The following is a 12,771-nucleotide window of genomic DNA, read 5'->3' on the forward strand; positions in this document are numbered from 1 at the left end:
AGCAGGCTCGCTCCCACAAGGGAGACTGCATCAAGGCTTGGCTTTGCGGCCGGCCATGTGCTTGAGATAGCCCACCAGCATTTCCAGGTCTCCATCCGGCAACACCTGCGCGGAAAACCCGGGCATCTTCGCCTGCGGCCACTGACGCAAACTCTGCGGATCGCGGATGTAGCGCTTCAAGAAATCCGCCCCAAAATACTCGGTCGGGCTATACGGAATATTCAAATCCGGACCGAACTGCGCGTCTCCGGCACCATTCAACCGGTGACAGGCCAGGCAGTTTTTCTGAAACAGGGCAAAACCCTTGTTCACCGGATCATCGGCCTTCAAGGCAGGATCGGGCAGCAGGGCAGGGAATCGTTGGGCCACCGGCGCCATCAGTTTGATGCTGGCGACTTCGAACGGCCACTGTTCGGGGCTGATATTACCTGCCTGCGGATCGGTCCAGACCAGATAGAACGGCCCGGCGCTGTGCTTGCCGGCAGACAGCGGTGGCCACGGCCGCGCCGGGTCCTCGATTGCCAGCCATGCTCGTGCGCCGTCCTTGTTCAGCAAGGGCGCGGCGGCCAACTCTGCGGCAAAGCCGTCCAGCGCCACCGCTTGCAAGTGATCCTTCAGCTTGACTCCCGTCAGCAATGCGGCCAGCGGCACGGCCTGATAGGTCATGTCCTTCTTGTAGGAAACATCATTGTTGATCGTGAGGGTTTGCACCTGAGGATGTTCGAGCAGCTCTTGGGTCTGCCAGGTGCGGCTGTTTGCGCCCAACTGCAGATCCAGTTGTGCGGCAGACAAGGGCAAGCTCAGCAGCAAGGCACCGAGCGCAATGAGCGTTTTCAAATGATCGCCGTCCATGTCGTGGGAGTGCGCAAAGGTTGGCACAACCACGCTGGCCCGGGTAGCGGGCCAGTCACATTTTCAGTGGCGATATACAGCACGCGACGTTTGAATCAGCCGATGACCTTGGTCAGATTCGGCAAGATCAACAACAGCGTCGTGGCGAAAAGAATGAGTCCTGCTTGACGTACTTTCGGTTGTTTGAACATGGCTTGACCGCCTTTATTGTTATTTCCTGATGCATGCCTGACTGCATATCCCTGACGGCACGCGGTGCACTTCCTGTTGAAGGACGCCCGTCTCGGCAAAACCCGACGACGATGGCGTACATCTTCACCTTAGAGCCCGCGTCTGCCTTCGCTTAGATCCATTTCATATGGAGTTCATTGCAAAAGCTCTTAAAACGGCATGAGGCGTATTGCCAGCTTCTTTGCCGCCCGCTGGCTAGACAACTCGGTGACCTGAACCGGTTCACCTGATGACGGATGACCGTCCGTCTGAGCGTGTGCGTCAAGCGCTTTGAGCAATGTGGTCATTGCTTGCCAGTCGGCGCAGGGCGAAAGTGAAGTGACAATAAATCAGGTTCGAGGACGTCATGACTGAAGCTTTGATTTTTGATGCGTTGCGCACCCCGCGTGGCAAAGGCAAGGCCGATGGCGCGCTGCACAGCGTGAAGCCGGTCAACCTGGTGGCCGGTTTGCTGAGCGCCTTGCAGGCGCGCACCGCGCTGGACACCAGTCAGGTCGATGATGTCGTCCTCGGCTGCGTCACGCCGATCGGCGATCAAGGCTCGGACATCGCCAAGACGGCGGTGCAAGTGGCCGACTGGGATGTCAGCGTCGCCGGTGTGCAGATCAACCGCTTTTGCGCTTCGGGTCTGGAAGCGGTGAATCTTGGCGCGATGAAAGTGCGCTCGGGCTTCGAGGAGCTGGTGGTGGTTGGCGGCGTCGAGTCGATGTCGCGGGTGCCGATGGGCAGCGATGGCGGCGCTTGGGCACTGGACCCGCAGACCAACCTGCACAGCCATTTCACCCCGCAAGGGGTCGGCGCCGATCTCATCGCTACCCTCGAAGGCTTCAGCCGGCAGGACGTCGATGCCTACGCGCTGCACTCGCAGCAAAAAGCCGCACGAGCGCGGGCCGACGGCTCCTTCAACAAGTCGCTGGTGCCAGTGCAGGATCAGAACGGCATCATCCTGCTTGATCACGATGAGTTCATCCGCGCCGAATCGACCCTCGAAGGCCTGGGCGAGCTCAAGCCAAGTTTCGAAATGATCGGGCAGATGGGCTTTGACGCCACGGCGCTGCGGGTCTACAGCCATGTCGAGCGGATCAACCATGTGCACACGCCGGGCAACAGTTCCGGCATTGTCGACGGTGCGGCGCTGATGCTCATCGGCTCCGAAGCCAAGGGCCGCGCGCTGGGGCTGCAGCCACGCGCGCGTATCGTCGCCACGGCCGTCACCAGCACAGATCCGACCATCATGCTCACCGGCCCGGCGCCGGCGACTCGCAAAGCGCTGGCCAAGGCCGGACTGCGCGTGGAGGACATCGATCTGTTCGAGGTCAACGAAGCGTTTGCTTCGGTGGTGTTGAAATTCATCAAGGACATGGCCGTCGATCCCGGCAAGGTCAACGTCAACGGCGGCTCGATCGCCATGGGCCACCCGCTGGGCGCCACGGGTTGCGCGATCCTCGGCACCCTGCTTGATGAACTGGAAGCGCGGCATCTGCGCTACGGCCTGGCGACGCTGTGTGTCGGCGGCGGCATGGGCATTGCCACCATCATCGAACGCCTCTGAGCCCCGACTTCAAGGAACCCTGTTATGAGCGAAGCCATTCGTTACGAAAAAGGCCAGGACGGTATCGTCGTGCTGACCATGGACATGCCGGGCCAGAGCGCCAACACCATGAACGCCGTGTACCGCGAGGCCATGGCCGCTTGCGTTGCCCGCTTGCTGGGAGAGAAAGACAGCATTGCCGGAGTGATCATCACCTCCGCGAAGAAGACCTTTTTCGCCGGCGGCGACCTCAATGAATTGATCAAGGTCGGCAAGCCTGAAGCCAATGCCTTCTACGACATGGTGCTGACCCTCAAGGCGCAATTGCGCAGCCTGGAAACCCTCGGTAAACCGGTGGTCGCGGCGATCAACGGTGCAGCGCTGGGCGGCGGCTGGGAGATCTGTCTGGCCTGTCACCACCGCATTGCTGTTGATGACGCCTCGGTGCAACTCGGTCTGCCGGAAGTGACCTTGGGTCTTTTGCCGGGCGGCGGCGGGGTGGTGCGCATGGTGCGCATGCTCGGCATCGAAAAAGCCCTGCCGTACTTGCTTGAAGGCAAAAAAGTGCGCCCGCAACAGGCGTTGCAGGCCGGGCTGATTGATGAATTGGCAGCGGATCGCGATGAGCTGCTGGCCAAGGCGCGTGCTTGGATTTTGGCTAATCCGGCGGCAGTGCAGCGCTGGGACGTCAAGGGGTACCAGATTCCCGGCGGCACGCCATCGAACCCGAAAGTGGCGCAGATGCTGGCGATTGCGCCGTCGATCCTGCGCGCGAAAACTCAAGGCACCCTGCCGGCGCCGGAGAAGATTCTATGCGCGGCGGTGGAGGGCGCTCAGGTCGATTTCGACACCGCGCACCTGATCGAAACCCGCTACTTCACCGAGCTGACGACCGGGCAAATCTCGAAAAACCTGATCGGTACGTTCTGGTTCCAGTTGAACGAGATCAACGCCGGCGGTTCAAGACCGCAAGGTTTTGCGCCCTATAAAACCCGCAAAGTCGGTGTGCTCGGCGCCGGAATGATGGGCGCAGGCATCGCGTTCGTCAGCGCCTCGGCCGGTATCGACGTCGTCCTCAAGGACATCAACCTTGCCGCTGCCGAGAAGGGCAAAGCGCATTCCGCAGCGCTGCTGGACAAGAAAGTTGCCCGTGGCCAAATGACTCCCGAACAGCGCGAAGCGGTGCTGGCGCGAATCGTTGCGAGCGAAAGCGATGCCGACCTGGCCGGTTGCGATCTGATCATCGAAGCGGTGTTCGAGGATCGCCAACTCAAAGCCAGGGTGTCCGCCGCCGCGCAACAGGTCGTGGGCGGTGAAGCGGTCATTGCTTCCAATACGTCGACGCTGCCGATCACCGGTCTGGCGACGGCGGTGCCCGATCAAAGCAAATTCATCGGCCTGCATTTCTTCAGTCCGGTAGAAAAAATGCCGCTGGTGGAAATCATCAAAGGTGCGCAGACCAGCGCCGAAACTCTCGCTCGCGGTTTCGATTTCGTTCTGCAAATCAAGAAAACTCCGATCGTGGTCAACGACAGTCGCGGCTTCTTTACCTCGCGGGTGTTCGGCACGTTCACCAACGAAGGCATTGCCATGCTCGGCGAGGGCGTCAGTGCGCCGATGATCGAGACCGAAGCGCGCAAGGCCGGGATGCCGGTCGGGCCTCTGGCAATCTCCGACGAAGTTTCCCTCAGCCTGATGAGCCATATCCTTCAACAGACGGCCAAGGACCTACAGGCTGAAGGGAAACCGCTGATTGAGCACCCGGCCTTTGCCGTGATTGACTTGATGCTCAATGAATTCAAGCGACCGGGTAAAGCTGCCGGAGGCGGTTTTTATGAGTATCCAGCCGGTGCCCAGAAGCATTTATGGCCGGAGCTGAAAACGCGCTTCGAGAAGGCAGACGGACAGATCTCTGCGAAGGATGTGCGTGATCGGCTGTTGTTTGTGCAGGCCATCGAAACCGTGCGCTGTGTGGAGGAGGGCGTGCTGACCTCGACGGCGGATGCCAACGTCGGCTCGATCTTCGGCATCGGTTTCGCCGCGTGGACCGGCGGGGCGCTGCAGTTCATCAACCAGTATGGCCTGAAGGACTTCATCGCCCGCGCGCAGTATCTGGCCGAGCAGTACGGCGAGCGCTTTACTCCGCCAGCGCTGCTGCTGGACAAAGCGGCGAAAGGTGAAATGTTCTAAGGCCAGCGAGCATTTCGGGGCTTGCCTTGGCCACGTGTTTCAAGGCAGGCTCTGGGGTGTTCATTATTCCCATCACGTGTCAGGTATTTTTTATGTCGCTGCGCATCTGCATTCTCGAAACCGACATCCTGCGGCCCGAACTGATTGACCAATATCAGGGCTATGGGCAGATGTTCCAGCGCCTGTTCTCGCAGCAACCGATTGCCGCTGAGTTCACTGTCTATAACGTGGTGAAAGGGGATTACCCAAGTGACGATGAGACTTTCGACGCGTACCTGGTCACTGGCAGCAAGGCCGATTCGTTCGGCACTGACCCGTGGATCCAGACCCTCAAGACCTATCTTCTGAATCGCTACGAACGCGGCGACAAATTGCTCGGCGTGTGCTTCGGCCATCAATTGCTGGCGCTACTGCTTGGTGGCAAGAGTGAGCGGGCCTCCCAAGGCTGGGGGGTCGGCACTCACAGCTATCAGCTGGCAGCCAAGGCGCCGTGGATGAGCCCGGTGCGCGAAGAGCTGACACTGCTGATCAGCCACCAGGACCAGGTCACCGAACTACCGGAAAACGCCACGGTCATCGCCTCCAGCGATTTCTGCCCGTTCGCGGCTTATCACATCAACGATCAAGTGCTGTGCTTCCAGGGCCACCCGGAATTCATTCACGATTATTCGCGCGCGCTGCTCGATCTGCGCCAGGAAGCGCTGGGCTCGCAGATCTACAGCAAGGGTGTGGCAAGTCTTGAGCAGGAGCATCATGGCGCTACCGTTGCAGAGTGGATGATGCGCTTCGTGGCGCACAAACCAGAAGCGGCTCAACGCTGAAAGGGCCTGCTCCCACAATCCCTGTGGGAGCGAGGCTGATCGCGAATCGCCGGGGCAACGCGGTCCCGGCTACAGCCACCCCGACCGCTTGAAACTCGCCCACAAACTCACACAGCCCACCGCGATAAACCCCAGCACTGCAAAATAACCGTAATGCCAGGTCAATTCCGGCATGTTCTGGAAGTTCATCCCGTAAATCCCCGCCACCGCTGTCGGGAACGCCAGAATCGCCGCCCACGCTGCAAATTTGCGCTGCACCACGCTCTGCCGGGATGCCTCGAGCAACACGCCGATCTCGATGGTCTGGCTGGCAATGTCCGCCAGCGTACTGAGGTCTTCCATCTGCCGCGTTACATGAATCTGCACATCGCGAAAGTACGGGCGCATGTTCTTGTCGATGAACGGGAAACTGAGCTTTTGCAGCTCTTCGCCGATTTCCACCATCGGCGCCGCATATCGACGCAAGCGCACCACGTCACGGCGCAGACCGTGCAGCTTCTGAATGTCACGCTCGTTGAGGGCGCTACACAAGACGTTGCGCTCCAGCTCATCGATCTCGGCGTGGATCGCTTCGCCCACCGGCTGATAGTTCTCGATGACGAAATCGAGCAGCGCATACAGGACGAAATCCTCTCCGTGCTCGAGCAACAGCGGACGCGCTTCACAGCGTTGACGCACATAGGCGTACGACGCGGAATGGCCGTTGCGTGCGGTAATGATGTAACCCCTGCCGGCGAAGATATGCGTTTCGATGAACTGCAAAACGCCGTTTTCGCGAACCGGTGAGTAGGTGACGATAAACAGAGCGTCACCAAAGGTTTCCAGTTTTGGTCGGCTGTGTTTTTCCAGCGCGTCTTCGATGGCCAGTTCATGCAAGTTGAACTGACGTTGCAGGTTGGATAATTCCTGTGCGTCCGGTTCTTCCAGGCCGATCCAGACGAAGTGGCCGGGTTTGGCCGCCCAGGCAGCACCTTCGTCCAGCGAAATATTGGAGACTTTCTTACCCTCGCTGTACACCGCAGCAGCAACAACTCGACCCATGGTGGTGATTCACTTCTTCTTGGCAGATGGCAGGGAAACTAGGCTTCAGCTTAGCCGTGTCGCTGCTTGAGAGTCAGTGAAACTTCTACAGTTCAGCCGGCAAAAGAAAACCCGCACAGGGCGGGTCTTGTTTCACGCGGCTTGCAGTTGCCGATCCATCGATTCGATGCACTCGCGCATCTGCTCGCGGCATCGCTCGATCAGCATGGGCATGTCGTCCATGGTCAATCCGACTGTAGGAATCGCCGGCAAGGAACGTATGAGAACGTTGCCGCTGCGCCAGCGATTCAGGCGCATGTGTTTTATATAGCTGCTCACGCACACCGGAACGATCGGCACGCCGGCGGCAATTGCCATCTGGAACGCGCCTTTCTTGAACGGCAACAAATCTTCACCGAGGTTGCGGGTGCCTTCCGGAAACACCCAGATCGAGGTGTCTTCATTCTGCAAGGTATGGGTGGTCGTCAGCATCGACTGCCGCGCCTTGTGCGCATTGCCACGGTCGATCAACACATTGCCGGCCAGCCAGAACAACTGGCCGAACAACGGCACCCACTTCAGGCTTTTCTTGCCGATACACACGGTACGGCGGGGGACGACATTGCCGAACACGAACAGATCGTAGTTGGACTGATGGTTGGCGATGATCACGCAACTGTCGGGCTTGTTCATCAAGCCGTTGACCTCGGACCTGACCCGCAAACGCAAGATACACATCGCCGGCAAAGCGTAGAGGCGGGCGCAGAGTCGGCTGTTGTCCGGGTTGAACGGGCGGCACAGTCCAAGGATCACGCCGAGCACGCCGGCTAGAATAAAGTGCAGGCCCATCAACAACATACGAAACGCAAACAGCATTTTTGCAGGCCCACCGGGACAAAAGGTGGCGCAGTGTACGGATGTGCACTGTTTTCGGCAATTGCCGCTATAGAGTCCGGAGATGGCCGATGTTTAAGCGCATGTTTCAGTCTTGCCTGTCAGGCGCGTCCTAGAGCTTTCCGCGAATCTTCGACGTGTGACGTAAGAAAAAGCCCGACACGAGGGTCGGGCTATTCACTTACCGGCAGATCCTGGACGGGTCAGCCCAGATGTTGCTGATCCTGCAGGATGGCGTCGTCAAGAGTTTCCAGCAGTTGCTTGCGCACTTTCAGCTTGGTGTTCTTGTGCGCGAGCATGTTGATCTTCTTCAACTGCCGCGCGGCAGCCAGCGCGGCGCCCTGCAATTCTTCGGCAGCAACGACTTTGTCGAGGAAGCCCGCGTCCACCGCGCTTTGCGGATCGAACATCTCGCCATTGATCACGGAGCGATGGAAAGCCGAACGCCGCAAGCGATCACGCGCCAGCTCGATACCGGCGTGGTGCATGGTCATGCCGATCTGCACTTCGTTCAGGCCGATGCTGAACGGGCCGTCGACACCGATGCGGTAATCGGCGGACAACAGCAGGAAAGCACCCTTGGCCACAGCGTGTCCCGGGCAAGCAACGATCACCGGGAACGGGTGAGAGAGCAGGCGGCGGGCCAGGGTCGAACCGGCCGTCACCAGCGCAACGGCTTCTTTGGGGCCTGCGGTCATCACCTTCAGGTCATAACCACCGGAGAGAATCCCCGGCTGCCCGGTAATGATCACCACCGCGCGATCCGCCACCGCCTGATCCAGCGCCGCGTTAAACGCCGCAATCACATCCGGAGAAATCGCGTTGACCTTGCCATTGTTCAGGGTCAGGGTCGCGATACCGTCTTCGAGGTGGTAGGCAATCAACTCGCTCATGACGCTATTCCTTATTAGAAAGATGGGCAGACGTTACCCACCGCCGCAGGCCAGGTAAAGCGCCGTGACTGACCTGCCAGTCACCGTTTTGCGCTTCGGCCAGCGTCGCGCGCGTGTTGCCTGCTATAAAGGAAGCGTGCGGCTTACCCGAGATTGGCGGGTTTGCCATCGCCCGCTCTGGCTGAACGCAACGGCCTCTCTTAAGCGCATGAAAATTCTGAAAAAAAGTTTGCCATCGGAAAAGCTTTCGACTACATTAGCGCGCCTCGACAGACAGAACATGTCTGCAGAGATACGGTGAAGTGTCCGAGTGGCTTAAGGAGCACGCCTGGAAAGTGTGTATACAGGAAACTGTATCGAGAGTTCGAATCTCTCCTTCACCGCCATATTCAGTGAACGCAAGCCCCTGATTTTCCTAAAGAAAGTCAGGGGTTTGTGGTTTTTGGTGTCCGAAAAATGGGCATATGGGACAGATCTGGGACAGATGCGCCATTTCGGTGCGGAAATGAGCCTCCAGAATTGAGTGCCTGAGCTACCCTGTATTAGCTGCGCAAATCAGTCTTCCGAATCTTTGATCCAGGGACGATCAACATGCCAAGTAATGCAGATTTCAATATCACCACTGCCGATGCGCTGACACTGTTGTTGCACAACCAGCATGCGCTGGGTGCAGCGATAGAAGAGATTACACATTGGATATCGGGAGCTGGTGCAGATGATGTTGCCGATAACGCAATCGTGGCCTTGGCAACGCTGGACACTAACGCAGCAGCGATCACAGACGCGATCATGCGACTACGGAAGGTTTAAGGGGAGGTCTGGCGGCACGCGGTCTAAACGCAAAGTTCAGTCCGCGAGCTCCAGTAACTTAGACAGCGATCACCGTCGCAATCTAGACATGGATTCGGCTGGCCAGCTTTCTCGGGCCGTAGAGTCACACTATGTGCTTACGTGACGACGTGAAATAAGCCGTTCCATCGCTGATCGCCGGGATGACCCCAGCGCACACTGCGTCTACGATGAGCTGTCGGGTAGCCTTGACGTCGAGCGTCTTGCCTACATTCTTTTGCATGAGTTGCCTGCTAATAAAATAGCGGCCACAGGCAGAACAGTCGATGACCTGCCAATCCCCCACTTCATATTGAAGCTCTGCATTTTCCCAACAAATCCAGCACATACATTTCATGAATTCCCCTCCGTGACCAATGGATTGCGCCAGAAAAAGGCTGGTTCAATTCAGAGGGGCGACTGGAGTAACCGTCGGTCGTGTTTAAGTGCGCAAATGCACGAAACACTAATTATGACCTATCGCGGCTATTAGCCACTAGTGGATGGAACGCCGTTTATGTTCAATCGGCCCCCACATCTGGCCCAGGTGTGGGGGCCTTTTTCATGCGCCGTGGAAACCAGACGTCCCAGGACTGGTCTACCATCCTCCTACCGCTTGGCTTGCTGCAGCCACTCATTATTTGAAGGATGCCCATGTGCTTTTATGAAGGTCTGGCCACCGTCACCGTGTTGGCCCGCTATCAGGGGCGGGAGCCGGGCGAGCTAACCAATCTCGAATGCCCGGTGCGCCTCATTCATGTGGGCTCCGGTCGCGTCCGCGTTGAACTGCAGCATTACCTGCAAGGACCCAAGGAGGCCAACGCGCTGCGGGTGATGCTGCCGCATGGAACAATGGTGCAGGGGTTCTTGATCGACGGGTCTAACCAACCCACCGGCGGCTGGCTGCTGATCGACGTCGAGCAGTACGATTTGGCTCTTGAGCAACCGGGGACTCTGAATGGATGGCAATGGCAATGATTGACGACGACGAATTTGCGGCACTTAACCTGCCGCGTTCTGTGCATGTGCAAGCGCTGAAGTTGCTCGCTGGCATCGTCCAGGCAAACACCCTGGCCGACACGCTGCACGCCGCCGACCGAGCTGAAGGTTTCACCCTGGGCATTGAAACGGTGAAAGCACTCAACCTCGGGGCCATCGAAGGGCTGTACCTCATATTCGACCGCGCTTTACAGGCGCGTCAGCGGGAACTGAATAGATGATCGGCGAAGGCATTCACGAAAACGTATTGCGCGCCCTGGTGGAGCAACATGCGGTGCGCGACTGCATGGTCGCCAAGATTGAAGGTGGCCCCGATTGGGGCCTGTCGATTCTTTTAGGCGGCAGCGGCGCACGCTGGGTGCCGGTGCGCTCACGGCGTGAGCGACTGCGCACCTGGGCCAGTTCGACCGCTGTGGGGCGCTTTGCCGAAAACGTCGGCCTGCGGGGTTTTAGTGTGGAGCTGTGACCGGCGTCAGCTTCAACGCCATTTGCAGCATCCCCACCACATCCGGGCCGTCTTCATTGATCCACGTTCCGTAGTGCTGACGGATCATGTTGCCGTTGGTATGTCCCATCTGCTCGGCGATCCAGTCGATTGATGCCACGCCGGTGGTCAGCAGCTGACTGGCATAGGTGTGCCGGCATTGCCCCGGTCCCCGATAACGCACGCCGGCGGCGAGCAAGTGCGCCTTGAAAAAGCGATCGCGTACCACGAAGTCGTTGGCATGCGGCAAGCCGGTTTGGGTGTTGAGGAACACAAAGTGCAGTTTGTGTTTTCGCACCGTCTTGTTGTCTCGCTCGACCACCTCCACGGTTTCCGCTTTTCGGTTGCGGTTTAGCGCATCGATCTTGCGCAGGGCATCCCATGCCGGGGCCAGCAGGCGCACCCGCCGCGTCGATCGGCGGGTTTTTGTCACCCGATAAGCGCCGCGCACCTTCGACCGGCGAAAGGTCACGGTGCCTTGCGCCAGGTCGACGTCCTCCCAGGCCAGGGCGATCGTTTCCGATACCCGAGGGCCTGCCCATAACATGAACTGCACCATCAGCAGTTCCTGAGTGCGATGTGTCGGGGTGGTGAGGATCTGGCTGATTTCCGCGCGGGTGAACGGATCCGGCGCTTCGGGATCGGGCAAACGCACCATCAACCCCTCGGTTGGGTCATGCGCGACTTTCATCCGCGTGCGGTACAAGCGAAACACCTGGCGCACGTTGCTGATGATGTCGCGGATGGTCTTGTTCTTAAGCGTCTTCGACAGCGTGTCCTGAATCCATTCCTGCAGGTCCAAGTGATCGATGTGGTTGATCTGCACCTTGCCCCAGCGCGGACGCACATGTACTTCGGCCTTGTTGGCGTAACCGCGGTAGCTGGAGGCGGCGACGCTGTTGGCCTTGATCTTCAGCCACAGGTCCAGGTAATGGCCAAAGGTGTTTTCCACCAGCCTGGAGGAATGCGGAAAGTGCCGCGCATAGTCAAAGGTGCCGGTCTGTATTTCGTATTCGATGATGTCGACCAGGCGCCGGGCCTGCGCCACGTTCGCCGGTGTGTTGCCGCCCGGGATCGCTTCCCGGCACTTTTCCCCGTTGTATTGAAAATAGATTCTCACGGACTTTCCGCGAGCTTCGACCCCACTCATGTAAACCCCTAACGCTGTACTCGTATGTCGACAGTCTGACGATCGGAAACAAAAAGGCCCGTTTCCGGGCCAAGTATCTGCGGGTGCGTCTTCTGGTGGACGCGGCCTATGCCTTGGGCTTGGGATGGCGCAGATGAGCATTCAGCCGCTGACGCCGGCGGCTGCATTTATCGTGATTGCCCTGGGCGCGCCACTTGCCGCACTGATCGCACACGCTGGTGTAATCGATGTTCCAGGGAAATCGGCGCACCGGTGTTACGGCTGGGTCACTGGACATGGCGCGAGTCTCCCTGTGTGACGGGGCGGGCGAGTAGTTGACTAATCACGCCGGCATCCGTCGCGCTCAGATCGCCCAAGCGACTGGCCATTTGGCTTAGGCTTTCCAGGCGCGTGCGGGCCTCGGGGGTTTTGTGCACCAGGTAGCCGATAACGGCGGCGCCGATAATCGCGGTGGCCACCAGGTGCCGCGCCGGTGTGGTAGCCTTCGCGCCGCTGCTGCTGTGGTTCTGTGCTTGCATGGTTAGGGTCCTCAGTTGTAGTCGGGTGTCGAGGAGCTGCAACTCCTCGACACTGTTTTTTTTCCTCAGTCCTTACGTGCCAGGTGGATCACCAGGCCGTCGAAACGCGGCTCGTGTTCAACACATGACTGCCATTCCAACACCCGCAAAATCTGTTGCCGGCTGCAGTCGTCCACGAGGATTTCGCGCTGGCCAGCGGCGGCTCGAACTTCCAGCATCTGCAACAAACCGTCCTCTGCGTAAGCACCGGCCTGAATGATCGGCGCGCGTCGCCCCGCCAAATCCAAACGGTCTTGCACCGACTGGAGCTTGTTGGTGTGGCCGTCGCCGGCATGGCCCATAAACACTTGGATCTGCATC

The 12,771-nt window shown here is 58.9% G+C and carries 15 protein-coding genes and 1 tRNA gene; 8 read left to right on the forward strand and 8 right to left on the reverse strand.

Annotation, left to right across the window (positions count from 1 at the left end):
- Nucleotides 1-30 precede the first annotated feature (30 nt).
- Nucleotides 31-852 carry a c-type cytochrome gene (locus V8J63_RS06275; protein WP_336463826.1) on the reverse strand — a complete coding sequence of 274 codons (822 nt, stop codon included), beginning with the start codon at nucleotides 850-852 and terminating at the stop codon, nucleotides 31-33.
- 577 nt (nucleotides 853-1,429) lie between these two features.
- On the opposite strand from V8J63_RS06275, the gene V8J63_RS06280 reads away from it, so the two are divergent.
- The 3 genes from V8J63_RS06280 (at nucleotide 1,430) to V8J63_RS06290 (ending at nucleotide 5,625) form a co-directional block, all read left to right on the forward strand.
- Nucleotides 1,430-2,635: an acetyl-CoA C-acetyltransferase gene (locus tag V8J63_RS06280; RefSeq protein WP_336463764.1), complete on the forward strand. Its 1,206-nt coding sequence runs from the start codon at nucleotides 1,430-1,432 to the stop codon at nucleotides 2,633-2,635.
- A 24-nt stretch (nucleotides 2,636-2,659) separates the two neighbouring features.
- Nucleotides 2,660-4,804 (forward strand): 3-hydroxyacyl-CoA dehydrogenase NAD-binding domain-containing protein, encoded by a 2,145-nt coding sequence (locus V8J63_RS06285; protein ID WP_336463765.1) that lies wholly within the window; start codon nucleotides 2,660-2,662, stop codon nucleotides 4,802-4,804.
- A 92-nt stretch (nucleotides 4,805-4,896) separates the two neighbouring features.
- Entirely contained in the window at nucleotides 4,897-5,625 is a 729-nt protein-coding gene (locus V8J63_RS06290) for an amidotransferase (RefSeq protein WP_123443416.1), read from the forward strand.
- A gap of 69 nt (nucleotides 5,626-5,694) precedes the next feature.
- Here the strand turns inward: V8J63_RS06290 and V8J63_RS06295 are convergent, their stop codons facing one another.
- The 3 genes from V8J63_RS06295 to V8J63_RS06305 all read right to left on the reverse strand — a co-directional run bounded on the left by V8J63_RS06295 (nucleotide 5,695) and on the right by V8J63_RS06305 (nucleotide 8,432).
- Nucleotides 5,695-6,666: a magnesium and cobalt transport protein CorA gene (locus V8J63_RS06295; RefSeq protein ID WP_122612025.1), complete on the reverse strand. Its 972-nt coding sequence runs from the start codon at nucleotides 6,664-6,666 to the stop codon at nucleotides 5,695-5,697.
- A gap of 132 nt (nucleotides 6,667-6,798) precedes the next feature.
- Nucleotides 6,799-7,521, reverse strand: coding sequence for a lysophospholipid acyltransferase family protein (locus V8J63_RS06300; RefSeq protein WP_122747083.1), 723 nt, complete (start codon nucleotides 7,519-7,521; stop codon nucleotides 6,799-6,801).
- A 221-nt stretch (nucleotides 7,522-7,742) separates the two neighbouring features.
- Nucleotides 7,743-8,432, reverse strand: coding sequence for a crotonase/enoyl-CoA hydratase family protein (locus V8J63_RS06305; protein ID WP_016773796.1), 690 nt, complete (start codon nucleotides 8,430-8,432; stop codon nucleotides 7,743-7,745).
- Between the two features lie 296 nt (nucleotides 8,433-8,728).
- On the opposite strand from V8J63_RS06305, the gene V8J63_RS06310 reads away from it, so the two are divergent.
- The 5 genes from V8J63_RS06310 to V8J63_RS06330 all read left to right on the forward strand — a co-directional run bounded on the left by V8J63_RS06310 (nucleotide 8,729) and on the right by V8J63_RS06330 (nucleotide 10,725).
- Nucleotides 8,729-8,818: transfer RNA gene (locus V8J63_RS06310), tRNA-Ser, on the forward strand.
- Between the two features lie 205 nt (nucleotides 8,819-9,023).
- Nucleotides 9,024-9,242, forward strand: coding sequence for a hypothetical protein (locus V8J63_RS06315; protein ID WP_336463766.1), 219 nt, complete (start codon nucleotides 9,024-9,026; stop codon nucleotides 9,240-9,242).
- Nucleotides 9,243-9,914: 672 nt separating this feature from the next.
- The gene (locus V8J63_RS06320) at nucleotides 9,915-10,238 is read left to right on the forward strand and encodes a hypothetical protein (RefSeq protein ID WP_110645142.1); all 324 of its coding nucleotides are present in this window, start codon (nucleotides 9,915-9,917) and stop codon (nucleotides 10,236-10,238) included.
- Nucleotides 10,223-10,480 (forward strand): hypothetical protein, encoded by a 258-nt coding sequence (locus tag V8J63_RS06325; RefSeq protein WP_336463767.1) that lies wholly within the window; start codon nucleotides 10,223-10,225, stop codon nucleotides 10,478-10,480. Before V8J63_RS06320 ends, V8J63_RS06325 begins: the two co-directional genes overlap by 16 nt.
- Entirely contained in the window at nucleotides 10,477-10,725 is a 249-nt protein-coding gene (locus tag V8J63_RS06330) for a hypothetical protein (RefSeq protein WP_336463768.1), read from the forward strand. The genes V8J63_RS06325 and V8J63_RS06330 overlap by 4 nt, the downstream gene beginning before the upstream one ends.
- On the opposite strand, the gene V8J63_RS06335 is transcribed toward V8J63_RS06330, so the two are convergent.
- From V8J63_RS06335 to V8J63_RS06350, 4 genes are all read right to left on the reverse strand, one after another.
- The gene (locus V8J63_RS06335) at nucleotides 10,709-11,893 is read right to left on the reverse strand and encodes an Arm DNA-binding domain-containing protein (protein WP_336463769.1); all 1,185 of its coding nucleotides are present in this window, start codon (nucleotides 11,891-11,893) and stop codon (nucleotides 10,709-10,711) included. The genes V8J63_RS06330 and V8J63_RS06335 overlap by 17 nt on opposite strands.
- 106 nt (nucleotides 11,894-11,999) lie before the next feature.
- Nucleotides 12,000-12,170: a hypothetical protein gene (locus V8J63_RS06340; RefSeq protein WP_178081155.1), complete on the reverse strand. Its 171-nt coding sequence runs from the start codon at nucleotides 12,168-12,170 to the stop codon at nucleotides 12,000-12,002.
- Entirely contained in the window at nucleotides 12,160-12,411 is a 252-nt protein-coding gene (locus V8J63_RS06345; protein WP_336463770.1) for a hypothetical protein, read from the reverse strand. The genes V8J63_RS06340 and V8J63_RS06345 overlap by 11 nt, the downstream gene beginning before the upstream one ends.
- A gap of 65 nt (nucleotides 12,412-12,476) precedes the next feature.
- The gene (locus V8J63_RS06350) at nucleotides 12,477-12,770 is read right to left on the reverse strand and encodes a hypothetical protein (RefSeq protein WP_336463771.1); all 294 of its coding nucleotides are present in this window, start codon (nucleotides 12,768-12,770) and stop codon (nucleotides 12,477-12,479) included.
- Nucleotide 12,771 lies beyond the last annotated feature (1 nt).

It is taken from the genome of Pseudomonas sp. CCNWLW23, assembly GCF_037095675.1.
Taxonomy (GTDB): domain Bacteria; phylum Pseudomonadota; class Gammaproteobacteria; order Pseudomonadales; family Pseudomonadaceae; genus Aquipseudomonas; species Aquipseudomonas atacamensis.